The organism is Prosthecochloris sp., from assembly GCA_015482705.2.
In the GTDB taxonomy this organism is placed as follows: domain Bacteria; phylum Bacteroidota; class Chlorobiia; order Chlorobiales; family Chlorobiaceae; genus Prosthecochloris.
This window is the reverse complement of sequence record JADMLA020000007.1, coordinates 1-25,526: the sequence shown is the minus strand read 5'-3', so window position 1 is coordinate 25,526 and position 25,526 is coordinate 1. Positions and strand designations below refer to the sequence as shown.

Genomic DNA, 25,526 nt, shown 5'->3' with positions numbered 1-25,526 from the left:
TTGACAATGTAACCGGAGAGATAACAATCGTTATGACACCTCTGACACAAATAAAACAGGGCATGACCGGTAAAATCGTCGGCATCCTCAACAATGGACACCGCCAGCAGCATGGTCATGGCCATGGGTCGCACCACAGCGGGGCAGCACGGTTGAGAGAAATGGGATTTTATGAAGGACAGCAGGTGACCGTGCTCCAAAACAGAAACGGCAGCCCGCTTTTAGTCAAGCTTCAGGACAGCAGAATGGTTCTGGGACGCGGGCTGGCAAAGAACATTTTAATAGGGAGTGGCAACATATGAAACTGTCGGAGCTCACAAAAGGACAAACCGCACGGATCAAAAAAATCTCGTGTTCCGGTTCTCTCAAATCAAAACTGATCGACATGGGTGTTCTCAAAGGAGAAAGAGTTCAGGTTATACGCATCGCGCCCCTTGGAGATCCCGTCGAAGTCCTGATCAAACAATACAAACTTTCATTACGTAAAAAAGACATCGAGGAAATAATCGTCGAGGAGGTGCACTAATGCCCGACACCATGATAGTGAATGAACAAACAACGGAAAACCAAAAGAACACACGAAAGGCAACGATTGCACTCGCCGGTAACCCGAACTGCGGAAAGACAACACTGTTCAACGCTCTCACCGGTCTGAACCAGAAAACCGGCAACTGGCCCGGTGTCACCGTTGACCGTAAGACAGGAACATACACTCATGAAGATCTCGAAATAGAGCTGGTCGATCTACCGGGGGTGTACTCCCTTACAGCATCGTCCGTCGATGAGGAAATTGCAAGAGAATATATACTGTCAAAAGAGGCAAAACTGATCATCAACATCGTCGATGCATCGAACTTGGAACGGAATCTCTACCTCACAAGCCGTTTGCTTGAAATGAACGTTCCAGTGCTGATAGCCTTGAATATGATGGATGTTGCCAACGAACGGGGCCTTGAAATCGACATCCATGCTCTTGAATCGAAACTCGGCTGTCGGGTCATTCCCATCATCGCCTCGAAAAACAGGGGAATCCCTGCTCTGAAAATTGCTATTTATCAGGAAATCGACCGTTATAAAGAGTACCGTTCCCCTGCACAATATCCTCGAAACCTCAATGTCGCGATTGAAACTTTCGCCGAAAAACTGCGTACCAACGGCAGGCAAACGGACACTGATCCTCGATGGATGGCTGCTAAGCTTCTCGAAGGAGACCTGCCTCTGGAAAAGCTTGTCGACCAGGAGTTGCAAGTCGAACTTTCTCGAGCAAGAAAAAAGCTCTCTCTGGAACTCGATGAAGACATCGACATTATCGTGGCCGATAGTCATTACCGCCGTATCAGTACAATAGTCAATGAAGTGGTCCGGAGAAAACTGGAAGTTTCGGAAACCGTTTCAGACAAAATCGACAAGGTTGTTTTGAGCCGTATCTGGGGTATTCCGATCTTTCTGGCGGCAATGTACACCATGTTCATGTTCACCATCAATCTTGGCGGTGCTTTTATCGATTTTTTCGACATGTTCGCAGGGACTATTTTCGTCGATGGCCTCAGCGCACTGCTCGAACCGCTTGAAACGCCGCAATGGTTACTCACCCTCCTGGCTTCAGGGCTTGGCGGCAGTATTCAAACCATGGCGACATTCATCCCTCCCATAGGATTTATGTTTCTCTTCCTTTCTTTTCTCGAGGACTCGGGCTACATGGCCAGAGCGGCATTTGTCATGGACCGGGGAATGCGTTTTCTTGGTTTGCCTGGCAAGGCATTCATCCCCCTCTTGGTAGGATTTGGCTGTAATGTCCCGGCTATCATGGGTACCCGGACCATTGAAAACCAGAGAGACCGCCTGATGACAATCATGATGAATCCCTTCATGTCCTGCGGCGCGAGACTTCCTGTCTACGCTCTATTCGCCGCAGCGTTTTTTCCTGTGGGAGGACAGAACATTGTATTCCTGCTTTATCTGATAGGGATTGCATTTGCTGTGCTGACCGCTCTGGTTTTGAAAAATACTCTCTTGAAAGGCGAAACAAGCCATTTTCTTATGGAGCTTCCCCCCTACCATTTCCCTACCGTGAAAGGTATCCTGCTGAGAACCTGGGACCGCCTGAAATCATTCCTGGTTCGTGCCGGTAAAGTACTTGTCCCGGTCATCGTCGTGTTGAGCTTTCTCAATTCGCTGGGAACGGATGGTTCGTTTGGCAACGAAGATACTGAAAAGTCAGTACTATCGTCGATCAGCAAAACAATATCGCCGGCATTCACCCCGATGGGAATCACTGAAGACAACTGGCCGGCTACCGTCGGTATTTTCACCGGTATTTTCGCCAAAGAAGCGGTTGTGGGTACGCTTGACGCCCTGTATGCCCAGATAGGAAGCGATGGAGAGAAGACTGACGAGGAAAATGAAGAGTTCGACTTCTGGGCCGGTATCAACGACTCTTTTGCGACAATACCTGCAAACCTCGGGGCTCTTGCAGGCTCTCTTCTCGACCCGCTGGGAATCTCTATCGGAGATGTTTCCGACATGGAAACAGCAGCTGAAGAACAGGAGGTCGAAGCCTCTATCTTCGGATCGATGGTCAACTTGTTCGACGGTAAAATCGGTGCGTTCGCCTACCTGCTTTTTGTTCTCCTCTACTTTCCCTGTGTCGCGGCGATCGCAGCGGTATATCGTGAAACAAACCTTGGATGGACAGTTTTTGTTGGGCTGTGGACTACCGGCCTGGCATATATCGCAGCTGTCATTTTTTATCAGCTCGGCACTTTTTCCGTAAACCCTTCAGGATCGTTGCTCTGGACATTTTCCATGCTTTCTATCTTCGTTGTTGCAGTTGTAATTATGTGGTTGAAAGGTAGACGGAGAGAAGAAGCATAAACCGTTCAAAAAGCGGGAGTATCACAGGGGTACTCCCGTCATACCAATCAAACCAGTATCATTCATGTCTCTTCTTGAACTGAAAGAATACTTGCAAAACAGGGGTATCGTCTCGATCAACGATCTCAGTGTCCATTACAATGCTTCACCTGAGACACTTGAGCCGATGCTCGAGCACTGGATCCGCAAAGGCAAGCTCCGTAAGGAAACACCCGAAAGTTCATGCGGAAACAAAAAAAGCAGTTGCTCCTGCTGCACAAGCAATGATGTATGGTATCAGTGGATAGAATAAACGTTGCTGAATTCGGTCAACCTCTCTACAATATTCTTTATTGACGAACCCTCTTTCCTGCTCTATCTTTATAGGTGAAGATGTGCAATACTTAGGACATCTTCAGAGAAAAAACGAGATGTTTTCAATAATCATTAACGCAGGAGGGAATCATGGCTTTCACGATCAACCCGGATGCTTGCGTGATGTGTGATAGCTGCCGCTCAGCATGTCCACGGAATGCCATCAAGGCGCACGAAACAGAAAAAACCTATGTTATCGACGCAAACCTGTGCAACGATTGCAGTAACATGTCAGCCGTTCGTTGTGTACCGCAATGCCCATCGGAGGCTATTGTCAAAACATAACCAAACGGGAGTATGTGCATCCAGAGGATTCTGTATCTTTGACAACGTACTATTATATAACAACTAACGAGGAATTATCATGGCACTGTTTATCACCGAAGAATGCACCTATTGCGCCGCATGCGAAGCGGAATGCCCGGTCAATGCCATTTCTGCAGGCGATGACATATATGTTATCGATCCAAACACCTGTAACGAATGCGCCGACCTGGACGCTCAGGCATGTGTTTCGGTCTGTCCGGCAGAATGTATCGTACAAGGCTGAACAAACATTCTAAGCACCATCGATGCCATCGAACGACCTTATAGACAGGTTGTGAAATCTATGCAGCCCGCAGAAGACATTCCGCTCTCTTGCGGGCATCTGCATAACGGGCACGGGTTTTCATCGAAGGCTCCGGATCACCAAAAATCTGCCACCCGCAACTTCCACTGCAGCGGAAGTTGTTCAAACCCATAAACCCCCACACATCTTTCAAAGGGTAGCCAAGAGCGACACCTATTTCATGCGGAATGCTGCCGTTTTCCTGCCAACGGTTCGCCAGCTCATGAAGAAATGTCTGCGCATTCAAACCGAACGGGTACCTCAAATGACAATGAAGAATTTTTTTCGACGCCCGTTTCAGCCGGAGATTCACCGCATCTTCCCGGTAAACAATGAATTTCAGGGAACCACCGGTCATCACGAGCAATTTATGTTTCAACCCCCATGATTCGCAGAAAGAATCGGTATGTATAAGACAGTTGTCCAACGGCATATTGAAAAAGTCTTTCTTCACAATAAGCAGCTCTCCCGTCTTGCCACCGAAAAGAACACCGGACACCTGTATAAACAGCCATCGCTCAAAAGATTCCTGCGAACTGTCGACAGACCCCAGTTTATTTTTCCAGTCCAAAAACACAGATTTGTGAAGTTTCAGCAGATCGTTATCTATCATGACTGTTGTGTTTTTTAGCTATCGAAAGTTTCAACTTCGATCAACGAGGCAAGTGACAAGGAAACCGGAACGTTTTTCCCGTTCATCGCCACCATCACCGGCCCGTCAAAAGGCGCCTTTTCTATAACCCTGCACATGTTGTCCGGCAGAAAGCCCAGCCGATTGATGTATTTCATTTTTTCTATATCCGTCGTACAGATAGCAGAAACCCTAGCCTGAGAACCCGGAGCGATTGCGGAAAGAGGAACCGTCTCCATCCCATTCAATTCTCCTTCGGCCGAAGGAATCGGGTGACCGTGAGGATCTCTGGCCGGATAACCAAGCATCTTGTCCAGCGCATCGGTCAAGCGTTCCGAAACGACATGCTCCAAGCGACAGGCATCTTCATGAACCTCATAAGGAGAATATCCTGCCATACGAACCAGAAAGGTTTCGACCAACCGTCTTTTTCTGAGCAGTTTTGCCGCCAACCGTCTGCCATCGTTGCTCAAAGCCACCCCTTCACGCCATTCATGCAAAAGCAGTCCCTGATCCGTGAGTTTTTTCACCTTTTCTGAAACTGTCGAAAGACTATACCCCATCGCCTCGGCAATCATGCCGATAGTCACTTCACCTTTTTTTTCAGACAACCGAAACACCGTCTGGATATACATCTCACTTGACTCACTCAGCATCGATCACACAGTTCAACCGTTTATGATATCGTCACTTAAAAAAACCCCTCCGTAAGCGAATTACGGAGGGGTTGAAAGAACAAAGGAGAATCAACAAAGGAGTTAGTGAGTAATATATAATCGTTATTTATTTAGACAAAATAAAAATTAAGATCTTTAAAAAAAAGTTTCCTTCCTCAGATCCTCAGATTGACGAACAGTTCATACGTCCTCGGATTTGCAATGATAACCTGATCTGTCGCGTAATGACTTGACCAGTTCGCATAGAACTCATCCGTGACATTGCGCACGTTCACACCAGCTTTAGCCCACGAGTTGAATTTGTAGTCGAGCGAAAGATCGAGCGTCGTATATGCGGCAAGCTCAAGGGTATTGGCATCATCGACATACACCGGACTGACGTGTCTCACCCATGCACCAAATCCCAGATCTTCATTCATCATGTAGCGAAGGCCGAAGTTCCCGACCCATTCGGGGGCGAAGGGTGGTCTGTTATCTTCAAGAGAGACAGGTGGATTCCCGGCCGTATAGTCATCATAGCGGGCATCGACCGCAGCGATATTCGCATCGATCTGCCAATGACGGTTTGGACGCAGCCCAAGACTCAGTTCCGCACCACGAGAAGATTGTTGGCCGACAGCCAGTTTGTCACCGGGAGAAGATGGATCGGGAACAAAAACATTTGTTTTGGTAATATCGTAGACTGCGAATGTCCATTCACCTTTACCATCCCAGAACGTCTGTTTCAGCCCCAACTCTATCTGTTTTGCCTCGGTAAGATCCAGTTGGGTCTGATTGCGTTTGATTAACAACAAGGTGCTCCCGGGCTCGACGGCTGTCGCATAGGAAGCGTAGAGAGCAATGTCCGAAGTAAGATCATAGACCGCGCCCAGTCGCCATGATGCGAAACGATGGGTTTTCGATGCTTCCGGTGAACCCGCTTCGTCGAGATAAATCCACTCCGCATGAAATGTGTCGTACCGAAAGCCACCAACCAGTTTGAACGAAGGTATGATCGATAGCTGGTCCTCCATGAAGACAGCCCATTGACTGACGGTAACGTCCCGTTGAGGAGTTCTGTATCCTCCGGCTACATCAATGAAATCAGCAACGGGAGGATCGTATGGATCAACTATTTCAGAACCCGAAAAATCGTTTCGATCGCTCTCGAAGTCAGTATAACTGAAGTCGACACCGACAAGGAGTCTGTTTTCCATGCCGGCTATCTTCCCTTTGTAAAGGGCATCGATACGATCCCCTATAACCTGATGATCGTTACCGATATCCCCCCACCAAGACCGTGTCACCACACCGTTGTCATACGTGAATTTTTCGACATTGCGCCATTCACGAAAAGCGTCGTAATAGTACAAACGGTTTGTGATTTTCCATTCAGCTGCCGGTGTCCATTCGAAATTGCCGCGTACCCAAAGAGCATCCGATGCGGTAATATTGTCGGTCAGGTTATTATAGTTGATCTCCCTCAGCGATTCGTCGAACTTGCCGTCAACCAGCGGTGTGCCATAATAGGCGTTATCGGTTTCATCACGCATATAGTCGGCTTCCAGAGTAAACGACATGTTATCTGACGGTTTGAAGAGCAGTGAACCGGTCACACGGTCCAGAATTGTCCGCTCATCATCGATATTGCTGCCGTAACGGTTTGTACTCACATCGAGCCGGTATGCCACTTCATCGTCCCTGATACTCCCTCCGGTACCGGCATGGAACCGATGTGAATTGAAACTCGAAAATCCATAATCGATTTCAATAGGCTGCTCACTAAACGTTGGTTGTCGAGAAATGAGGTTTATAGCCGCGCCTATCGCCCCCTCTCCATGAAGCACAGAAGCTGGCCCGCGAAGAACTTCGATCCTTTCAAGATTCGCTGTATCCATAACGCGCGCCGAGAGGTTACTTCCACCGGGAATCCTGATGCCATTATACAACCAGGCCACGCTATTGCCGGTAAACCCTCGCACAGAAAAAACACCTGGTGAGGCAGGACTGGACGCACTGGCAAATCCAGCCGTCTTGTCGACGGCCTCGAAAACGGTCCGATCACCACGCTCTTGGATCGTCTCCCGATCGACAACTTCAACACTGGCCGGAGTTTCGCGTATCGTAAGGCCAAGCCGCGACGCTGCATCAGTTTCATCATCGAGCGCGACGGTACTCGTCGATACCTTTTCACCTACCACCGAAATTTCAGGAAGGGTGAATTCCGGCTCTTCGGCAACAAGAGGTGTTACAAGCAGGACATTACATAGCACAGCAGGAAAAACTGCCTGAAACAGTACTGATCTTCTCATGAATTTACTCCAGTTATCGGTTAACAAAAAAGGGAATCACACAATATCGGTGGCTTTCGCAAAGTTGCGCAACCCCAGCAGGAACAGCACTGCCACCATAAGAAAGATCAGCAGTGCCTTCATCAGACTCCCGATAAGAACTACGCCCGAATCGAGTTCACGCCATGTAAAACGCGGCAGTTTACCCAAATCGGCTACGGTCATGGCCAGCCCTGAGATGATACGAGGTTCAAAAAAATCTTTCCATTGCTGATGATACTCATTCACCTGTCCTGTAAAATGCTGATAACGCCTCGTGCCGGTACCGGCAATGGACAACAGTCCCTCATAGGCGAGGATCGCAGGAGAAACGAACCCGAAACGTTCTACCAGGTCCTGTTGTGCGAACAGACGCGTTTCGAAGTCAGCCAGAAGCGTCCCGACCTTTTCGTCCACTGACTTGTTGATGAGATAAAAAGCCTGTAGACGTTCCGGCACCTCGAACCGTCCGTCCTTCGGCAAAAGCATCGATGACTCCTGGACATGGCGGTAATCCGATGAGAGAAGTTCTTGATAGCGGTTCAAGCCGTCGATAGTTATCAGGCGAGTCTCTGTTGCCAGTTCGATACGCGAAGGAGCCGGACTCACACGGCTGACGTATACGTTCAGAAGCACGGGCGCCACAAGCACCAGAAAAGCCCAGATACCAACCAGAATAAGAGCGTTGCCTGCCGAAGAGAATCCGAAACTGTTAATAAAGAGTGCAAGCATGAACCAGAAAAGTGCATACGCCAGAACGATCAATACCGCCACAAGACCATACAGCAACTGATCGGATGCTGTCACGGCAGTACCACGTAGAATGAGAAACGGCAAGGTGATAGCGAGAATGGAAATAATCATCACCGGTACCATGCGCGCGGTCAATTTAGCAGTCATGAGAAGCTGCAGAGTCACCGGTTGGGACAACTGCATACGTAAAGTTCCCTGTTCTTTTTCTGAGGAAACAAGATTGTAGCTAACAGCGAAGATGAAGAGTGGCAAGAGGTACACCAACACAAAAACCGGATCGAAACGCCCTGTCAAGAGATTCCAGGGATTTTCATTTTCGGTTTGATACATGAACGTCGTCTTGTTCCTTATCGAAACCCTGTAATGATCCGGCAGCATATCGGACTGTCCCAAAGCAATGGGCGACAATGGACTGACCGGCATAACGGCATGCAGAGCTCCCTGTCCCGAGCCCAAAAGCGCTGGATTGAGTGGATTGGAAAATGCTGTCGGCATTTCACGACCCGACTCTATAAGGCTGATTTGTTTTGCTGTCGCTGACAGTTTTTGTTCCTGTTGCACTTCCAATTCACGTATCCGCTCTTCCCTGACATCCGTTGCGGTAAAACCGATAAAAAGAGCATAGCCTAAAAGAAATATCAGCAACAGAGAGACAAGAAATAGGCTTCTATCGGCGACCATGATCCGCCACTCGTTATGCAAAATGTTCAGAAAGTTTTTCATCCGGTAACTCCAACTGATTAATTAACTCACGACCGAGTACAACCATATGGCAGGAACCCGTAGGCCTATCTGCCACTATGACCGTTTCAGACCGTGAAACGTATTTTCATACAAGTTTTCTCGAAGACAAGAGAGCGAAAACAAAGGAAAAAAGAAGTGTTGCGCACATGATGGCAAAGCTGTTCAGCGACCTCTGCAGTGCAAACAATACGGAGGGCGCAGCATACTCGAATGGCGGAATTCTGGACCAAAACGCCTTACTTACCTTGTAGTCGAAATGATGCTCACCCTGGCCGTCTGCATGCTCGACAAGTTCACTGCTGATAAGGTTTTGCATCAGACGCCGATGCTGTTCCGCAGAAACAGCAAAATCCCGATGATGCGAAAAATCAGTAGCGGTTATTGCCATGGAATACGAACGAACCGACAGCATCGGAAAGACGAATCCGAAAAACTCCTGTAGTCTCTGTTGATCATCATATCGGTTCCACAATGCTCCAAAATGACGATCGATGGCATTATACCCTGCCTGGTCATCAACCTGAAGCGCTTCACCCCAGCGGCTCAAAGGCACGTCGGTTCCCCAGCGATCTTCGACACCGAAATGCTCTTTCCACGCTTTCGTATATTCTTTTCGCAGTTCCTGATTCAACTGTGCATTGAATTCCACTTGATTCGGCGTAGGATAGACCATTCGGGCTACATCGACCAACACCCTGGGGGCAAGAATGGTCCCGGCAATCCAGACAGCCAATAACACGACCAGTGAAATTCTCGATGCAGGAGTAAGCACGGAGACTGTAAGAACCATGAAAATGTATATCCCGAGATACACCAGGTAGCCTAAAACAAGCAATCCCAACCGGATCAAAACATCATAGCGATCACCTGCCTGTACATCGCCGAAAGCAATCCAGAACGCTAACATCAGCAGAGGTGCCAATAATAGAAGAGCACCAAGAAAGAGTGCAAGGGCTTTGCCCACCAGCAGCTTCCATGAAGGAACCCCCAGGCTGATCAACTGCCGAAGCGTACCCTGTTCGCGTTCACCTGAAAAGCTGTTGAAGCCCAGAACTATGATCAACAGGGGACCGAGCATCTGAATAATCCATGCGGGAGTCAAACTTCCAAACCGTTGAAGCCCGGTCGCATCCTGGGCAGGGCGAAACTTCACTTCTGTCTGGCGATGAGCCTGCAGCCATTGGGTCGATCCCACATAGTTGGTAATGCCGGGATCGACGAACGAAAGTGGCGGAATTGGTTTGAACACATGCATTCCCTGATGCGCGGCATCATGCGGATGGCGCTCCGGCTGATTGACCCAGTCGTCATAATCAAGCTGCTGAGCCACTTCCCGCTCTGAAAAAACATTTTTCCGCTGCTCGAAACCGACAAGAAATGCAGTAACAAAAAGCACAACGATCAGCCCTGCACCAAACAGAAACCGGCCGTCACGGTAAAACTCCCGTATCTCCCGGGAAACGATAAGCCAGGTCATACTCAATCCCTCATATTTTTAAGATAAATTGTCTCCATGTCGGTATGGCTCACATCATCGCTGCTGAACTCGGCAAGCATACTCCCGCTGCGCATAATCCCGATACGACTGCCAGTCTCCTTTGCGTGAAACAGATCGTGGGTAGTCGTAAAAACCGCCACTCCATTTTCAGCCGCTTTTTTCAAGAGAAGGGAAAACTCGTTCGCGGCTTTCGGATCGAGTCCTGAAGTAGGCTCATCGAGAAGAAGGGCTTTTGCATTCTTGGCCATGGCAATCGCAATACCGACCTTCTGTCTCATTCCTTTCGAATACGTAGAAACCCTGCGCACCGCGTCTTCCGGGCGCAACCCGACGTCCGTAAGCAACTTCATCAACAGGTCTTTTGGCTTTTTCCGGCCTGTCGCCAGCGCCGAAAAATATTCGAGATTCTCCAATCCCGTCAACACTCCGTAAAGCATGACGTTCTCAGGGATGTAAGCAATATCCCTTTTGGTTTCGAGAGGATAGTTCATCACGTTTTTACCATTGACCAGCACCTCTCCCGAAGTTGGCTTCAGAAAGCCTAAAAAGTGATTGATCAGAGTCGTCTTCCCGGCACCGTTTGCCCCTAACAAACAATAAATCTGGCCCTCGGTTACCGAAAGAGAGACATTGTTCAAAGCAATATGGGAATTGAAGTTTTTTGTCACATCGTTGGCTTTAAGCACGTTTTACTCCTGTTGTTATTTACAATCTGAAAAAGCTGTAGTTGCGACTCCCGCGCGCCGAACCCAGTAATGCAACGCTATGGCCGTAATCAGTCCTATAACAGCGAAGGTTGCCCATGGAAGTCCCGGCACCTGGGATTCGACCGATAGATCAAAAAGCGCACCTCCCGTGATATGTCCGATAGCCCCCCCGAATCCCAGACTGAGAGAACTTGCCCCGAGGTATGTCCCCAAGGCTTTTGGATTTGCCGTATCGGCGATTATCGCCTGATAGGTAGGCCGTACAAGAACCGCGCCTGTCGAAATGACCGCCACACAGAACAGCAGGCCTGAAAAACTCTGGAAAAGAGCTATGGCACCCATACCGGCCGAGAACACGACGATACCTGCAGTGAGGATAGCGTGGTTGCTGTATGATCGTGACAGTCTGCTGGTCAAATGATACTGCAATGCAATGGTTATCGCTGCCGACAGAGCCAGAGCGATACCGGCACCTCCCTTCGATCCACTTGTAATACCAGCCTGCAAGGGAATGATGATGCCCATCTGAACAGCGACAATCCAGTAGCCGGCCATCAACATGATGAGAGAAGCGAAGCGGCGGTCCTGGCCGACAAGTCGTATGTTATCGGTCACATGGCCGCTTTCCCGGTGGGTGTGTATAACCGGCAGTCTTGTGATCACAACCAGACAGAGAAAGAACAATGCCGAAGAGACAAGGCAGACCGTCATGAAATCGAAGCCGACCAGAATAGCGCCGAGAAGAGGCCCGACAGTACTGGCCACACCGCTCACCCAATTGCTCAGGGAATAATATCGTGTCCTGTCCGAACTGGTTGTGAGTGCCGCTATTGCAGCCTGATAGGGAGCTTCGAACAAGGCGCCGCCGACCGCCGAAACCGTAAGGGCGATAAACAGTGGCAATGCACTGTCGGCGAACGCCAAACCGGCGAATCCGATCGCACGCACAGTAACACCGAGCCCTATCATCAGTTTCGTTCCATAGAGATCCGCGAGTATCCCTCCTCCTATGGCGAGCCCCTGTTGCGTTATTTGGCGCAAAGCCAACGCTACACCGACAAGCGTTGCCGCCATGCCGAGATCGTTCACATAGTGCACGGCCACCATCGGCATGAGCATCGTAAAACCGGTAACCATGAAAAAGGTATACACCAGAAGGATACGCAGTCCGCTTTTTCGCTCACCCGGCGAGTACTGATGGATACCTTTCTCAGGAGACATACAGATACAATGTCGTTTCGTGAGAACTGAACTGGGAAAACGGGAACGGCTCCGCCGAAACAGCGGCTACGCCGTTATCGAGAAAATTGGGGGCGATGCCACTCCCGGTTTGTGCATAGACGATCAACGGCACCCCGCTTTCCCTGCCCGCTTGCAGAAGCGTATCGAAACTTCCATTCGACATCGTCATGCCTGTTGCAATGATCATGTCGCAGTCATAAATGATCGTATGCATATCCTGCTCGATCACTTGCCCACCCTGGGTAGTGCGAAGATTGAAATCACAAGGCAAACAGATACCGCCGGCATTCTCTATGGCGTTAACCAACGGATTCACCACCCCAATCAACGCCACCCTGGTACCAGGCACTATATTCACCAATGAAGTAATTGCAGCATCACGATGCTTCGCCCGTTCTACCGCAGTACCTCCGGGGAGTGCAAACGGCCTTGCCCTGGAATTGTTTTCATGAGGATGCACAAGGTTGAAGTACGCGTCAAGAGCCGCGACCCGAACCGGCAGCCGCTCATCTTCCAGCAAACTGCTCACTCTTTTTCCTGGCAATTCGTGCGCAATTTCATCCGAAAGCTCATTCTCCTCGATCGAGCATGCTCCGAAAGAGGTTTCCGCTCGCAACAGCAGATAATTGTTGCGGTACCTTTGTGACTTCTCAGTCAACCGTGTCCCTTGCTTTATATGAAAAGCTCCGCTTATGCACACATCGCCCGGATCCCGCTCGAACTGATTCTCGAGAACCGACACAACCAGATCATGGATGGTCGCAGCTCTGCAGTTGACACTCTCACTCATTGACTTCCTCCTTCTCGCTTGTTGAAACTTCAATTTTCAAAGATTCCGCTGCATTCTCGGCAATCGCTCTCGCACCGTTACCATTCGAATCCACGGCAACCAGATGCCCTATATAACAGCCGTTGTCTATAGGCTCGTTGACGTGCCCACCCACTTTCGCTTCCAGGTGCCACCGGGTTACATGCGCATTGTTCTCCAGCGTTTCAATACCGGAAATGCTTTTCACCACCCCCCCATGATCCGGCATCAAAAATTTGATCGCCGCGCTCCCTGTACCGTTCCGCTCATGGATCATCGACGGCTTTTCACCAATGGCAAGGCGCACAAACGCTTCAACAAGGCTTTTGCCTGTAACATGTTCGATAAGCTCACTGATATAGTTCCCTGCCGGACGAGGATTTATTTCAACGATTCTCGGACCACGTTCGGTAAGCTTGATTTCCGTGTGACTTATTCCATTATCGAATCCGATCGCTTCCAGCGCAGATTCAGCCAATTCGCAAGCCTCTTCAGCAAGCGTGTCATCGAGCTGAGCCGGAAACATATGCCCATCTTCGATGAAAAACGGCGTCCCGCTGATACTCTTGTCCGTCACGCCTATAATCGTTGTCTTCCCATCGATTGTAATTGCCTCCACACTTACCTCTTCCCCACTCATGTACTCCTCGATCAAACATGCCGTTTCACGTTTCTGATCCCGGAAGTTTGTCTCGAATTCCATAATCGCCCTGCAAGACTCACTGAGCTCATCTCCGTTATGCACCATACGCACAAAAGCACTCGAAGCAAGATCGGTCGGCTTTATAACCAAGGGGTAACCCAAGTCATTTCCGGCATGCAATGCCTCTTCGACCGAGTTCACAACGTCAAAGCCCGGATTAGCCAACCCATGCTGCGTGAGCGCCTTACGGACCTGGTCCTTACGTCGGGCAACCGTGCTGTTCTTCGGAAACGGATGAGGAAGCTCGAGCCGGTCGGCCACACGGGTGACCGTTGTGATGTAATAGTCACAGATAGTGAGAACCGCATCGAACGCCTCACGTTTGTGGATACCTTCAAGGACCTCACATAAGCCATCGATGTCGTTCGTTTCGGTCACGATAGTATTTTTCGCACCGGCAACAACGGGGTGATCTTTCCCCTCTTGTGCACCATAGTGAGAAGGATTTCTGGTGACAAAAGAATATTCATGCCCGAGCTTCTTGATCATGGGCGGTAATAAACGGGCGGTTCCTCCAACCCAGCTCTCGATCATCAGTATATGCGCCATTTTTCGTTTATTTTTTGATTGTATATGTTCTGCGATTCCAGTTCAACGTGCACCAGTCAAGAGAGATTTCATTCATACCATGTATGGTTGTGGGTGCAAGAGAATCTCTATCCGAAACCTCCTCATCGCCCGTAAAAACCGCATCGATGTAACGGTGCCCCGTATCAGGCATGATGAACACATAATTTCCACGGTGATCAGCCTCAGCCTCGTATCTGGCAACCAGATAAGCACAACCGCTCGACAGCCCCGCAAATATCGCGTAATCCCTAAGGAGGTGTATGGCCCCAACCCGCGAGTAGTTAAATGACACCCAATGAATGTCGTCATACAGCTCATGCCTGACATTCTGAAACTCGATCGATGAACCTATTCCGGCAACCAGCATATCCGGATCCTGAACACCCTGACTACCAAACGTCACACTACCGAACGGCTCTATACCAAGCAGCCTGACATCCTCGTTGTCACATCGTAGATAACTCGTTATCCCCCCGGTCGAGCAACCGGATCCCACTGCACCCACAACAGTAAGATTTTCAGTCCCTACCTCCCGTATTATCTGTTTGGCAACATCTTCGTAACCCAGATAATGAATCTCATCGTGATACTGCCGCATCCAGTAGTGATTCCGCTCTTTCTTCATCACATCCAGCACCTTTTCGACACGGAACTTCTGGTCCAGCTTCAGGGTCGTTTGTGCCGGTATTTTTTCCACGTGCGCCCCGAGGTTTTCAAGCAATGCGGCAAGGCTTTTGTTGATGGTGGTAGACGCAACGATGCGGGACTTCAACCCGTGCTTGTGACAAGCCATAGCAAGTGCGTAAGCATACAAGCCGCTGGAACTATCGATGAGTGTTGTTTTCGTATCGATGCGCCCTTCATCGAGAAGACGCTCGACAGCCGTTATTGTGGAATACAGCTTCATTGTCTCGAACCGCAATGCGAAAAGGTTGCTTTCAAGCTTTATGATCGCCGGCTTTTTCATGGCGTCAGCTATATGATCGTACATGTCAAAATCCCGCTTGTGTATAGTGAATCTGGTGTCCGAGCGATCTGGCAAAAGCCGCGACGTCAGCCACCATTGTTTCCAAAGGATTGCGTGCATAGAGATACCCGATAAGCGTTCCCGTATGCGCTATGAATATTCCGTCAGCCTCGAAATGTTCTTTATAATTCAGGAATGAATCCAGATTCTTTTTCGGCAGCACGTTTTGTGACAAAATCGCACTTTGTGTCGCACACTCCGCTAGCCTCCTATAATCCCGATTATCGAAAGCGCTGATGGCTGAATCGAGGTTCCTGCGATACTCTCGCAGCTTTTTGCGATAATGCATCAACAGCAGTTCATAGGTCCCCTCCGTTTCGACCCGTCCACCTTCATCTATGTAATAACAATGAAGCTGGGGCTTGGAGCTGAATGTTCTGACAGTCTGCTGCATATCACTCAGGTACAAGGCATAGCGGTTTATGAAAACGCTGTCGGACCGCTCTATCCCCTTCAAAATTTTCGATACTGACTTTTGATCCGTGACTCTGCCATTTATTTTGTCGAGACAACGAATGGTAGCCACAATGTCCGCTGTTGAACTCGACATCCCTTTCCCGGTAACGAGCTCCGAATAAAAACCCCATTCTCCTTTCGGCCGCTTGGTTTTATGAAGTGCTCCGTAGAGATCGATTGCTTTCATGCTACGAGGTTTTTCATTTGCAACATGCTCTATATTGTCACAATCGCTGTTCATGAAATGCACCCAGCTGAACTTTCTTGCATGAAGAGAAATAACACTGATCGATATGTTCCTGTTTATGTGAAACGGCCCCTGAATGATCTCACCTACCGTTCCATGACACACCCCCGTAAATCGTTTTTCATTCTGTAACATGACCCATGAACTAGTTGTGAAATCAACAAAACCGGACACTTTGAAACCCCGAATTCTTAGGACAGCAAAAACAAAAAACACCTTTAAAGTCAGCTAAAAGCACCTTCTTTTTACAACACAACCCCCTAAAAAAAAGGCCTTGCAAAACCTCACTCTTTACAACAAAAGTATATCGAGACAAGCATGACCTGCAGCAGGTTTTCCAACCATCTTGTTATACAGTAAACGCTTATCTCTCAAGCACGACGCTTCTGCGAACAGGAGTCTGCAGAAGAAAAACCGCCAAACTCGATCAACACGCTTCAGTTTATGATTTATTTTTATTTAGACAAAGTAAAAAAACAAAAAAAACAAAAAACGGGTAGTAATGACCGATTACCCTACTTTTGGCAACTAACCCTTGCAACACATTCCGTATACCACAAGGACAACGTCCATCAGGACAAAACCGACCGATGGCAGAGCAAAAAAAGAAATCACAGGGCTGTACAGCCCATCGCATACGACAACAACATTTTTTGAAAATTACACTGAAGCGTTACCGAAACTATAACCCGTAGTTCATAAACCGGTAGTGTGGCTTACTGGCAGGTCTCCTGACTTTATAACGAAATGCATCATGTACATGGCCTTCCCGTGGATTTCCAGGCGGAAATCAACATAACACAGTGACCGTACATACCTCCGATACTACAACATGGAGCCATGAAGCAGTTCACGGAAGCTTTCCGTCATTACAGTTGCGGGTACAGTGTACGAATCTCACGTACTTCCCTATTCTCCGGCTTTTAAACCGGCACCAACCACAAAAGAAAGAACAGTATTATGACTGTGTAAATACAAAAAAAATCTCGTACTCACAAACAGAGAACAAGATATATAGGCCAACAACCACCTACAAAATGTTCACTGCCGGAACACCGGACTCGCAACAACATATCCCAGGATCATTCCCCGGGCCTGCTGTTCATAACGAATTTCAACAACATCTTTTTCCCTCACCTCAAAACCGCAACGGGTAATCAATGCACACAAATCACCACATGTGAATACATGGAAAGATCTATGCCCTGACTTGGAAGCCCACTGCTGATAAAGCTTCAGGTTCTCCTCAGTTTCCGCATGACAATACGTCGGCACGACAAGCAATCCTGACGGCTTGATTACACGATGAACCTCTCTCAACGCAACCTCTGGTGTTTTCATGACATGCAGGGAGTTCAGAATAACGACCGCATCGAACGTCCTGAGGGAAAAACAAAGTTCATATGCACTTCGAGTATGAAACGTTATGTTTCGCAAATTCGACACCATAGCGTTTTGCCGTGCCACAGCGATCATTTCCGGTTCCAGATCCACTGCATCGACTTGACTGACATGCCGTGCCAACGCTCGTGACACAACACCGGTACCTGCACCGACATCGAGGACACGATCCACCTGGCCTATATCACTGCAGATTCTATCGACCAAAGCATCTCTGTCTTGACTGGTCTGTTTGTCGAAGTCCCGGGCACTCTTTGCCCAGAACGAAGCATTATCATTGAAAACCATCATACCATTTTTTACACTTTATTCATCACGACTCGATACAACCGGAGGCAAAACAACAATCGAACCGCTCGATGGCATGTCATACTGTGCGTCATAAGCTTTTTTTACGGATCCGAAGCTTGTTGACGCACATGTATTCACAATTCACTCATCGCTATTATCTATATTAAATCTAAATATAAGCATCTCGAAAAACCAATTGCAAGGTCACTGTTTTACAGCGGCGAGTATATAGCTCGATTTGTCGGGACCTGTTCTTTGCACCCTGTAATCAGCGAATCCCGCTTCACGCAAAGCATCTTCAAGCAGCTCCTGGTTCAGAAAATGCGTTGGATACCCTAACATTTTTGTCGTTACTTCTCTAACGGTTTTCTCTTTCTGGCAACCATATTGTGTTCCTGGATCCATATTTTGAGTCACGAAAACACCGCCGCTTTGTAACGAACCTGCGATTTTTTTGATTGTCTCATGAAAATTTTCGGCAAAAATGTGCAATACGAATGATGACAGTACCAAATCATAGGACTGTTCCGGCAACATATCCCGACGTAAATCAAAAGGCAGTACGGAAATCCTGTTGCGATAATCGGAATTTTGAAAAGCCGATTCAATCAGACTCGTGATTTTAGGTATGTCGGCGATCACAGCCGATAATGAAAGATTCCTGTCAAGCAACGCCATTGTATAATGACCATGATTACCGCCTATATCACACATTTTTTTAGCCGACATGAACTGCGGTAAGTCCGCGATAAAAGCGACTGCGTCCTGTAATGTACCTCGCATCGCAAACTGAGCCGGACCCAGCAGAAAATTCATGTTACCGGTGCTTGACATTTTTTTCCCAAAATCGCCTTCATGATTTCTCACCGGTCGATCACGTAAAAAAGCGCGCATTGCGGAACAGGCTGAATCCCCTATCTGCTCCTGCATTTCGAGAATATTTCCCTGATAAAAAGGCGAACTTGACACGAGAAACTCTGCCGCCTGCGGAGAGTTGACATAGCAGCCGTCACTGTTGACAACCAGCTTCCTCGCTTTCAGAAAATCGAGTAATGCCTGCAAAATTGGCCCGTCGAGAGGAATGTGCCGAGAAATCTGATCCGGCGTGACAGGGGATTCCATGATATCGAAAAGTTTTACACGAACAGACTCCATAAACAGTCGCGAAGCGATACCGTCGATGAGAGTACTTTCGATACCGGAAAAATCATGTTCTGGTCTTTGCATGTTCATATCTTTCTCCATTTTTGTTATTAGTTACTTATTGCTTCAGGGGTTCACCGTCGAAATCGGTATCGAAACCGCCGCCAGTTCGGACGCACACGAACCCTTTGTTCATCAGCAACCGGTTTCTAACAAAGCACTTGCCAACCGTCTAGTGCAAACAGCTAACCGCTAACCGGTTCCGCCCACCGTAGGGGCGAAAAATTTTTCGCCCCTACGGTCGTCGTGAACACCCGTGCAATCCATGGGGACAATAAAACCTGTCGATCACCAGCCAATCGTGCCCCTGCATTCAACGATTCAACAGTTCAACAAATCAACGATGTGTCCCGTCCTGAAATAGTTGACAGTTTTCAAGCTGCACGCACCACCTATTACCGTAAAGAAATACATTCGACCCCGAAACCCGATCCCGACTCCGATTCCCCCAACGTTCTAATTTTGACTTTTGACTTTTCTGTTTGACTTAAACCTTCTCCCCTTGCCGACTGATTCCTTTTCTCCCACCTCCCCCCCTCTCCTTTTTTAGGGCACCTCTCTGTATTGTCATGAGTCCCGATTGCATCGGGATAAACTTCGAAACCGGAGTCCTGACTCGTCGGGACAACGTAGCAATCGAGAAGCACAATAAGTTTTTAAAGGGTGTCATTAAAAGGTTAAACGAAATGCCGTATATACATTTGTATTGTTCTTCAACTGACCGAAAAATGTCGAGGAATCATCACCGAAAAACAGATTTCCTCCAATGACAAAACTCGCGTCATCCGTATAGTCATACGTGATTCTCGGCCTGAGATAGCCGTCATTGTCACTTGGGGAATAATAGACCGGAACCGACAATTCAAGTGTCTGGTTCAAAAGCAGCTTCGTCGCCTGTATAGTCAATACATGGCGATACTCGTCCTTTTTCGTCTTACCTGCAGTCTCCTCATACTCGTCATAGTCAAGCATCGCTTCCAGAAAATACTGGACACTGAGATTACAATCCTTCGCTATATCCTGCGTATAGCCTATAAGGCCGCGAATTTCGGAGTTACTCACCGACGGGTTGGACCCCTCGCTATCATCCGGCGAACGGTAATACGCAAGCTCCAGATTCCCGATTCCGCTAAAGACGCTCCCCCGAACACTGCCACCGTAGACATGCAATCTGTGATGGTTCTTCTCACGGAACAGTGCATCGTAATCCGGCGTTTTCCAGAATCCCCGGTAGCCATAGAGCGCGTATTCGTAATTGTTCACGTTTTTATGGACTCGAATCGCTATTTCATGATCATCAAACCACGTATCGGGAGTATGGACAGCCACGGCAGCCTTATCCCCCGCTATGTTTCCCGACAGAGGAGACCAGTGGGAGATATATTCACCCGTTATGTATCTGTCTGGGTCGAATTGGGGAGTATAGACCAGATCGACGTTGACGATGTCGGAAAAAAATCCGAGCTTCACGGCATCTGAAGGCGCTTTTAAATATTCCGGGTCTCGGCCGATGAAAAACGATTGCCAGTCCTTGGGAAAAAGGTCATTCAAAAAAACCAGGTCTCCGGTACCCCATGTCAGTATCTGGCGGCCGATCTTGACATCCATATATTCTGTAGGCCTGGTAAAAAACCACAGTTCACGTGTATCATACTTCACCTCCTCGAGTACCCAGTCGGCATAGACATCCCCCCTGTACTGTACGTCGAATACATCCGCGTATCCCCGGCACTCGATCTGCAAACGCTGCTCCATCACCGAGGCATCCTGTTCGTAAGGATCATCCCTCAAACGAAGCCCGCCGAGTACTTCCACGAATCCGTTCATTTCCAGCCCCGGTGCATCCTGTGCAGCAGCCGTAAAGGATATGATCGCCATTGCACAGAAGAGCAGCATACCGGCAAGTGTTGTACAAGGTTTCATCGTAATACGTCTCTCGAAGGTTTTCTGAGATACCGTTCCGTAAATACGTTATCACGTATTCCCGTATCGTAGACAATACCAGAAAAGATCATTTCCGTACTGCTTCCCTTCTCGTAATCCCGTGCGACGGATCTGGTCACGGTCGGATACATGTTATCGCCGGCAGGAACATTTTGCACCTCCTTGACAACGATATCCCTGTACAGGACATCGTTCTTCTTGTAATATTCCAGCTTCATTGCTATCCCGGTCTTTTTATCGATAGAAGCCAGATAATAGTCGAATTCGACTCCCCCTTTTTTAGGCGTGTTTTTTATCACATAGAACCTGTCCGTTGTTTCGACAAGCTCATGGTCGTCCTCCTCGGGACTACGCCCCGAAATATCTTCATACAGAAAGTCCGAACCGACGAAACTGGTCCTTTTGTCGCTTGCGGCGATTCTTTTGACCAGATCGAGACCGGGCATATAGAGCCAGCGATCATCATCATGACCGATATCGGCATGCTTGTGAACCATGAATGTCATGTTCCGCACATCCGAAGGAGCGATGAAACAGGTGAAATATTTCTGATCCCCCCCGTCGGCCCCGGTATCCTTACGCAATATGTTCAGCACTCTTTTCCTCGTTCGCCCCTGCTTGTCGGTGATGATAAACTGCAGTTTCCCTTTGCTGTCATCACCCTGGTAGAGTGACACGTAATTCGAGTGATCGACGATCTCCCTGACTCCCGGTTCTTCAGCCTTTGCAATCGCCAAACCGGCGAACAGCAGAGCGGCAACCATGACAACCATCTTTGCAATACGTTTCATTTTCCTTCCTCCTTTTTAAAAAATGTGTTTTCGAAAAGCCGTAACATCGCCGGCAGCAAAAGCAACGTCACAATACCCGATATCGTCAGGATCCCGAACAACATGACCCCTGTGGTCTTGTACGGCACCAGCGGGGCGACCACGAGCGGGAGAAAACCGACAGCGATGACAAGGACGTTTCTGCTGATCGCCCGGGCTGGCTCACCGAACAGTTCGGGCAGTATCGACCTCCATGATTTTTTTTCACCATACAATGACCTGCTCCTGGACAGAAAGTGTATCGCGAAATCGACGGCCATGCCGAGAGACAAAGAGCTCAGCACGGCAACCGGCAGGTCGTAGTCTTTTCCGATAAGCCCAGTCATCCCGTAGATCATCAAAAGAGTGATACTCAACGGTACCATGCATAGAGCGCCCCATAACGGCGAACGGAACAGAAAGCTCATGATGAGAAAAACAATAATGAAACTGCCCGCGAACGACTGTAAAAAACCTTCGACGATTCTCTCTTCCAGGACCAGATTGATGTAGTGCAGCCCCGCCCAGTCATACTGCATGGGAACGGGAGGTTCGTTTTCGGCAAAAAACCTCTCGACGGCCTCGACACAAGCCTTCGTCCCCCTGCTGTCACCGGTCCTGAACTGCACTGTCACATTGGCGCGCTGAAAATCAGGTGTTACCATATGCCAGAGATCATGAGGCCGGTGCCCCTGCTGGTACTGCATGTAACATTCGGCAACCCCCTGCAGGCTCTCGGGAATCACAAAATTCTCCGGTTCACCGTCCGTCAGTTCCTGGTTCACTTTTTTAACCACATCGGCAACCGATGAGCTTTTTCCGATCAGGTCACCGGATTCGAGATAATTCTGAAGCTTTGCTACGTATTGCAGAACATCCGGTCTTTTGAACACTCGCAGCTCCTCTTCCAGACGGTATGCCGAATCAATGAGAGCCTGCAGAAAATCGGACTCTTCATCAGGCAAGGTCTCCTGAAACCTCCTATCGAACGCATCGATCATCGCGGTAAGCATGGCATTTTCCGAATCGCTGCTCGCCGCGATGCTCCTGATCTCTTGTGCAATTTCACCCGTTGCACGCTGGCCGATACCGAACCTGGCGCTCAGTTCGTCCAGACGGGCTATCATGCGCTCTTCCATAGCATGCTTTCTTTCCGCAATCGCTTCGGGGCTGACCTTACCCTCAAGGATAAGGTTCGCCATATACGTCCCCCCGAAGTGGTCGTTCAGGGCGACATCGGCCTTGCGGATAGGATGACTCTCGACAAACCGCTTCGCGTAATTGTCATTGACCCGGATCTGCCCTATTCCCCAGACTCCGAGCAGCACAAGCCCCGCAAACAAGACCAGAACGAATTTTGAATGCTTCCAGGAAATGAAGCCCATGCGCCTCAGTCCACGCGTCAGCAAACTTCTCTTTTCCACTTCCCTGACCTGCAACCCGAACGATTCAAGCCTTTTATCGGGGATGAACATGATATAGGCAGGCACGAACAGGATCGTAACCAGCCATGATACCAGCACACCGATGCTCAGAAACAGTCCGAAAACCTGTGCGGGAGGTATCGGGGCGAACACCAGCGAGCAGAACCCCGCAGCCGTGGTCAATGAGGTATAGAGCATCGGCGTGAAGAGTGTGCTCATAACCTTCCTGATATTTTCCTTTCGGTCTTTTCGCCTGTCGTATACGTCAAAAAATTCGGAAAGGATATGTACCGTATCGACCATCGAAACCGACATCAGGAATATCGGAAGCATCGAACTCAGGATATGAACCGGATAACCCGAGGCTATCATAGCCCCCATGGTAACGATGATCGAGACCGTAGCGATGAGTATCGGCAGGACAATCATGTGCACCGTCCTGAAAAAGAAAAAAAGCAATGCGAAAATAACCGCCATCGACAACATCGAGCCCAGACCCATCTGGGTGAACATCTCCACACCGATAGCACCTTCAGCAACCGGCAAACCGGTTATATGCCACGCTTCATCACCCTCCAGCCCGGCGATCTTCTCCTGTAATGCCGTATAGACCTTATAACTCAACAGCTTGTCCGTCAAAGGCAGGTAGATGCACAGCGCCTTTGCGTCCTCCGAAACCATTTGCCCTACAAGCAACGGATTCGACAATGCCTTATCGCGCACCGACAACGCCTCTTCCCTGGTTGTCGGCGGCTCCGGCATCAGCCATTCGAAAGAGATCGTTCCCGGCCCCGCCTGACTCATATGGTCCATGAGCGACGGCGCCACCATGTCGACCTCGATCACGCCTTCCATTCCTGAAGGATCGTCCGGATTCCGCCATTTCAGAGTTTTGGCGAATTCCGTCAATTCGTGAATCCGCCCAAGCGTTTCGACGGTAAACACACCGTCAGGACCCTTCTCGTTGACGACACCCAAAACGACAATCTCGCTGAGTTCGAACGCTTTCTTCGTTTCATTGTGAAAAATCCTCGCAGGCTCGGTTTTCATCAGCATGTTTTCCGGATCGGTGTCCATGACCACTTTCGATAAAAACGCCCCGGCAACAATCACAACCAGAACCATCAATACTGCAACGATCTTGCTTCTGTTGATCGCCCAATCGATCATCGCGTTTTTCAGCTTTTCAACCATCATGTCAACAACTGTTTTGCATTATTGTTAGTAAGACTAACATTATTTGTAAAAAAAATCAGAACTCCTCTTTTCTCTTCTTGACATCGGAAAGAAATAAAGAAAATCTGCTTAGATCATGCATGAAGGAATCCAGAAAATATTCAGCATCATCGGCAAAATGCTGCTCGAAAACCTCGAAGAGCTTATGATGCTTTTCTTCATGATTTGCGTGTGCAGCCCACCCTTTCTCCGTCAGGAACAAAAGCACTTCCTTGTTGTTTCCGAAACCGCTTCTCTTTTCAACCAGTCCCGCCGATGCAAGTTTTCCGATCCTCGCCGATATGGTCGGCTTGGTAACACTGAACACACCGGCAAGCTCTGTTATATTAATCCCTTCATTGTCACCGATCGCCTGGATAGTATGGATCTCTTCACGCCTCAACGTATCCTCCACACCGAAATCCTGCTTCTCGTCATGCCATCTCATATAGATCTTGGCAATGTCCATAATAACATCGTTCATTCGATGAAACCGCTTTTCTCTTTCATGATTTTCATGCATGGGACTCGACAGATAAACATTCACCCGACATGCGAGACTTTTTTCTTGTTAGCAGCTATTGTTAGCAATACTAACAAAATCAAAACAAAAAAACAAAAAATAATTCCGGAACAGAACAAGCAACAAAAAGAAAACCTGTCGCAACATCATCAAACGCAAACAAAATCATCAAAGACCTGAAAACTCTTCGCAAGTAACGAAGAGTTGCCAAGTAAGCACGTCTCTATCGCGTTTCATGGTTTCTGCATAAGCGAAAAACCCTTGGCATCACAATCTGTCTTCATTTTCCAGCCCCTTGCCTTCTGCTGCTCACGCCAGAGACGGGCATAGAGTCCATCTTGTTTGACAAGCACCTCGTGTCGCCCTCGCTCGACGATACGGCCCTTATCGAGCACGAGAATCTGATCGGCTTCGAGTATCGTCTGAAAACGGTGCGCGATAACGATAATGGTCTTGCTTTTGACAAGATTTTCGAAAGCCTCCTGAATATCCGCCTCGTTTTCAGG

At 48.6% G+C, this 25,526-nt stretch carries 23 protein-coding genes, 1 pseudogene and 1 riboswitch; of the genes and pseudogenes, 6 read left to right on the top strand and 18 right to left on the bottom strand.

Going from position 1 to position 25,526, the window contains the following annotated elements; all coding sequences use genetic code 11:
- Window positions 1-32: 32 nt before the first annotated feature.
- The 6 genes from QZ209_RS00915 to QZ209_RS00895 all read left to right on the top strand — a co-directional run bounded on the left by QZ209_RS00915 (window position 33) and on the right by QZ209_RS00895 (window position 3,778).
- A complete protein-coding gene (locus QZ209_RS00915) occupies window positions 33-302 on the top strand; it encodes a FeoA family protein (protein WP_294343572.1) in 270 nt (89 codons plus the stop codon).
- Complete coding sequence (locus QZ209_RS00910; RefSeq protein ID WP_294343569.1) at window positions 299-526, top strand: ferrous iron transport protein A; 228 nt, start codon at window positions 299-301, stop codon at window positions 524-526. Before QZ209_RS00915 ends, QZ209_RS00910 begins: the two co-directional genes overlap by 4 nt.
- Window positions 526-2,874, top strand: coding sequence for a Fe(2+) transporter permease subunit FeoB (feoB, locus tag QZ209_RS00905; RefSeq protein ID WP_294343567.1), 2,349 nt, complete (start codon window positions 526-528; stop codon window positions 2,872-2,874). The genes QZ209_RS00910 and feoB overlap by 1 nt, the downstream gene beginning before the upstream one ends.
- Before the next feature lie 64 nt (window positions 2,875-2,938).
- Window positions 2,939-3,166 (top strand): FeoC-like transcriptional regulator, encoded by a 228-nt coding sequence (locus QZ209_RS00900; RefSeq protein WP_294343564.1) that lies wholly within the window; start codon window positions 2,939-2,941, stop codon window positions 3,164-3,166.
- A gap of 152 nt (window positions 3,167-3,318) precedes the next feature.
- Window positions 3,319-3,513: a 4Fe-4S binding protein gene (locus QZ209_RS12590; protein ID WP_366515728.1), complete on the top strand. Its 195-nt coding sequence runs from the start codon at window positions 3,319-3,321 to the stop codon at window positions 3,511-3,513.
- Between the two features lie 79 nt (window positions 3,514-3,592).
- A complete protein-coding gene (locus tag QZ209_RS00895) occupies window positions 3,593-3,778 on the top strand; it encodes a 4Fe-4S binding protein (RefSeq protein ID WP_294343560.1) in 186 nt (61 codons plus the stop codon).
- A 58-nt stretch (window positions 3,779-3,836) separates the two neighbouring features.
- On the opposite strand, the gene QZ209_RS00890 is transcribed toward QZ209_RS00895, so the two are convergent.
- The 18 genes and pseudogenes from QZ209_RS00890 to QZ209_RS00805 form a co-directional block, all read right to left on the bottom strand.
- A complete protein-coding gene (locus tag QZ209_RS00890) occupies window positions 3,837-4,451 on the bottom strand; it encodes a DUF3793 family protein (protein ID WP_294343557.1) in 615 nt (204 codons plus the stop codon).
- 14 nt (window positions 4,452-4,465) lie between these two features.
- On the bottom strand, window positions 4,466-5,125 hold the full coding sequence (locus tag QZ209_RS00885) for a metal-dependent transcriptional regulator (RefSeq protein ID WP_294343553.1): 660 nt from the start codon (window positions 5,123-5,125) through the stop codon (window positions 4,466-4,468).
- 176 nt (window positions 5,126-5,301) lie between these two features.
- Window positions 5,302-7,437 (bottom strand): TonB-dependent receptor, encoded by a 2,136-nt coding sequence (locus tag QZ209_RS00880; RefSeq protein WP_294343550.1) that lies wholly within the window; start codon window positions 7,435-7,437, stop codon window positions 5,302-5,304.
- A gap of 36 nt (window positions 7,438-7,473) precedes the next feature.
- Window positions 7,474-8,931, bottom strand: a complete 1,458-nt coding sequence (locus QZ209_RS00875) for a DUF3526 domain-containing protein (protein WP_294343547.1) — start codon at window positions 8,929-8,931, stop codon at window positions 7,474-7,476.
- Window positions 8,932-9,037: 106 nt separating this feature from the next.
- Entirely contained in the window at window positions 9,038-10,429 is a 1,392-nt protein-coding gene (locus tag QZ209_RS00870) for an ABC transporter permease subunit (RefSeq protein WP_294343544.1), read from the bottom strand.
- A 2-nt stretch (window positions 10,430-10,431) separates the two neighbouring features.
- A complete protein-coding gene (locus tag QZ209_RS00865) occupies window positions 10,432-11,136 on the bottom strand; it encodes an ABC transporter ATP-binding protein (RefSeq protein ID WP_294343541.1) in 705 nt (234 codons plus the stop codon).
- A gap of 15 nt (window positions 11,137-11,151) precedes the next feature.
- The gene (locus QZ209_RS00860; RefSeq protein ID WP_294343538.1) at window positions 11,152-12,378 is read right to left on the bottom strand and encodes an MFS transporter; all 1,227 of its coding nucleotides are present in this window, start codon (window positions 12,376-12,378) and stop codon (window positions 11,152-11,154) included.
- The gene (locus QZ209_RS00855; RefSeq protein WP_294343536.1) at window positions 12,368-13,189 is read right to left on the bottom strand and encodes a DUF364 domain-containing protein; all 822 of its coding nucleotides are present in this window, start codon (window positions 13,187-13,189) and stop codon (window positions 12,368-12,370) included. Before QZ209_RS00855 ends, QZ209_RS00860 begins: the two co-directional genes overlap by 11 nt.
- Entirely contained in the window at window positions 13,182-14,459 is a 1,278-nt protein-coding gene (locus QZ209_RS00850) for an ATP-grasp domain-containing protein (RefSeq protein ID WP_294343533.1), read from the bottom strand. The genes QZ209_RS00855 and QZ209_RS00850 overlap by 8 nt, the downstream gene beginning before the upstream one ends.
- 7 nt (window positions 14,460-14,466) lie before the next feature.
- Window positions 14,467-15,471 carry a pyridoxal-phosphate dependent enzyme gene (locus tag QZ209_RS00845; RefSeq protein WP_294343530.1) on the bottom strand — a complete coding sequence of 335 codons (1,005 nt, stop codon included), beginning with the start codon at window positions 15,469-15,471 and terminating at the stop codon, window positions 14,467-14,469.
- A 1-nt stretch (window position 15,472) separates the two neighbouring features.
- Entirely contained in the window at window positions 15,473-16,345 is an 873-nt protein-coding gene (locus tag QZ209_RS00840; protein WP_294343528.1) for a hypothetical protein, read from the bottom strand.
- A gap of 568 nt (window positions 16,346-16,913) precedes the next feature.
- Window positions 16,914-17,164, bottom strand: a riboswitch (cobalamin riboswitch).
- Window positions 17,165-17,251: 87 nt separating this feature from the next.
- A complete protein-coding gene (locus QZ209_RS00835) occupies window positions 17,252-17,902 on the bottom strand; it encodes a class I SAM-dependent methyltransferase (RefSeq protein ID WP_294343526.1) in 651 nt (216 codons plus the stop codon).
- 204 nt (window positions 17,903-18,106) lie between these two features.
- Window positions 18,107-19,129: a class I SAM-dependent methyltransferase gene (locus tag QZ209_RS00830; protein ID WP_294343525.1), complete on the bottom strand. Its 1,023-nt coding sequence runs from the start codon at window positions 19,127-19,129 to the stop codon at window positions 18,107-18,109.
- 645 nt (window positions 19,130-19,774) lie between these two features.
- Window positions 19,775-21,028, bottom strand: a complete 1,254-nt coding sequence (locus tag QZ209_RS00825) for a hypothetical protein (protein ID WP_294343523.1) — start codon at window positions 21,026-21,028, stop codon at window positions 19,775-19,777.
- Window positions 21,025-21,840, bottom strand: a complete 816-nt coding sequence (locus tag QZ209_RS00820; protein ID WP_294343520.1) for an outer membrane lipoprotein-sorting protein — start codon at window positions 21,838-21,840, stop codon at window positions 21,025-21,027. The genes QZ209_RS00825 and QZ209_RS00820 overlap by 4 nt, the downstream gene beginning before the upstream one ends.
- The gene (locus QZ209_RS00815) at window positions 21,837-24,479 is read right to left on the bottom strand and encodes an MMPL family transporter (protein WP_294343517.1); all 2,643 of its coding nucleotides are present in this window, start codon (window positions 24,477-24,479) and stop codon (window positions 21,837-21,839) included. Before QZ209_RS00815 ends, QZ209_RS00820 begins: the two co-directional genes overlap by 4 nt.
- A gap of 55 nt (window positions 24,480-24,534) precedes the next feature.
- A complete protein-coding gene (locus QZ209_RS00810; RefSeq protein WP_294343514.1) occupies window positions 24,535-24,981 on the bottom strand; it encodes a MarR family transcriptional regulator in 447 nt (148 codons plus the stop codon).
- 272 nt (window positions 24,982-25,253) lie between these two features.
- A pseudogene (locus QZ209_RS00805) lies at window positions 25,254-25,526 on the bottom strand (ABC transporter ATP-binding protein); the annotation flags it as partial.

What these genes read in the sequence shown, in the direction of transcription:
- QZ209_RS00915 (WP_294343572.1), top strand. Translation starts at nt 33, where the DNA reads ATGACACCTCTGACACAAATAAAACAGGGCATGACCGGTAAAATCGTC.
- QZ209_RS12590 (WP_366515728.1), top strand. Translation starts at nt 3,319, where the DNA reads ATGGCTTTCACGATCAACCCGGATGCTTGCGTGATGTGTGATAGCTGC.
- QZ209_RS00840 (WP_294343528.1), bottom strand. Translation starts at nt 16,345, where the DNA reads ATGTTACAGAATGAAAAACGATTTACGGGGGTGTGTCATGGAACGGTA.
- QZ209_RS00895 (WP_294343560.1), top strand. Translation starts at nt 3,593, where the DNA reads ATGGCACTGTTTATCACCGAAGAATGCACCTATTGCGCCGCATGCGAA.
- QZ209_RS00900 (WP_294343564.1), top strand. Translation starts at nt 2,939, where the DNA reads ATGTCTCTTCTTGAACTGAAAGAATACTTGCAAAACAGGGGTATCGTC.
- QZ209_RS00820 (WP_294343520.1), bottom strand. Translation starts at nt 21,840, where the DNA reads ATGAAACGTATTGCAAAGATGGTTGTCATGGTTGCCGCTCTGCTGTTC.
- QZ209_RS00825 (WP_294343523.1), bottom strand. Translation starts at nt 21,028, where the DNA reads ATGAAACCTTGTACAACACTTGCCGGTATGCTGCTCTTCTGTGCAATG.
- QZ209_RS00885 (WP_294343553.1), bottom strand. Translation starts at nt 5,125, where the DNA reads ATGCTGAGTGAGTCAAGTGAGATGTATATCCAGACGGTGTTTCGGTTG.
- QZ209_RS00860 (WP_294343538.1), bottom strand. Translation starts at nt 12,378, where the DNA reads ATGTCTCCTGAGAAAGGTATCCATCAGTACTCGCCGGGTGAGCGAAAA.
- QZ209_RS00830 (WP_294343525.1), bottom strand. Translation starts at nt 19,129, where the DNA reads ATGCAAAGACCAGAACATGATTTTTCCGGTATCGAAAGTACTCTCATC.
- QZ209_RS00910 (WP_294343569.1), top strand. Translation starts at nt 299, where the DNA reads ATGAAACTGTCGGAGCTCACAAAAGGACAAACCGCACGGATCAAAAAA.
- QZ209_RS00890 (WP_294343557.1), bottom strand. Translation starts at nt 4,451, where the DNA reads ATGATAGATAACGATCTGCTGAAACTTCACAAATCTGTGTTTTTGGAC.
- QZ209_RS00880 (WP_294343550.1), bottom strand. Translation starts at nt 7,437, where the DNA reads ATGAGAAGATCAGTACTGTTTCAGGCAGTTTTTCCTGCTGTGCTATGT.
- QZ209_RS00835 (WP_294343526.1), bottom strand. Translation starts at nt 17,902, where the DNA reads ATGATGGTTTTCAATGATAATGCTTCGTTCTGGGCAAAGAGTGCCCGG.
- QZ209_RS00810 (WP_294343514.1), bottom strand. Translation starts at nt 24,981, where the DNA reads ATGAACGATGTTATTATGGACATTGCCAAGATCTATATGAGATGGCAT.
- feoB (WP_294343567.1), top strand. Translation starts at nt 526, where the DNA reads ATGCCCGACACCATGATAGTGAATGAACAAACAACGGAAAACCAAAAG.
- QZ209_RS00870 (WP_294343544.1), bottom strand. Translation starts at nt 10,429, where the DNA reads ATGACCTGGCTTATCGTTTCCCGGGAGATACGGGAGTTTTACCGTGAC.
- QZ209_RS00855 (WP_294343536.1), bottom strand. Translation starts at nt 13,189, where the DNA reads ATGAGTGAGAGTGTCAACTGCAGAGCTGCGACCATCCATGATCTGGTT.
- QZ209_RS00845 (WP_294343530.1), bottom strand. Translation starts at nt 15,471, where the DNA reads ATGTACGATCATATAGCTGACGCCATGAAAAAGCCGGCGATCATAAAG.
- QZ209_RS00875 (WP_294343547.1), bottom strand. Translation starts at nt 8,931, where the DNA reads ATGAAAAACTTTCTGAACATTTTGCATAACGAGTGGCGGATCATGGTC.
- QZ209_RS00850 (WP_294343533.1), bottom strand. Translation starts at nt 14,459, where the DNA reads ATGGCGCATATACTGATGATCGAGAGCTGGGTTGGAGGAACCGCCCGT.
- QZ209_RS00815 (WP_294343517.1), bottom strand. Translation starts at nt 24,479, where the DNA reads ATGATGGTTGAAAAGCTGAAAAACGCGATGATCGATTGGGCGATCAAC.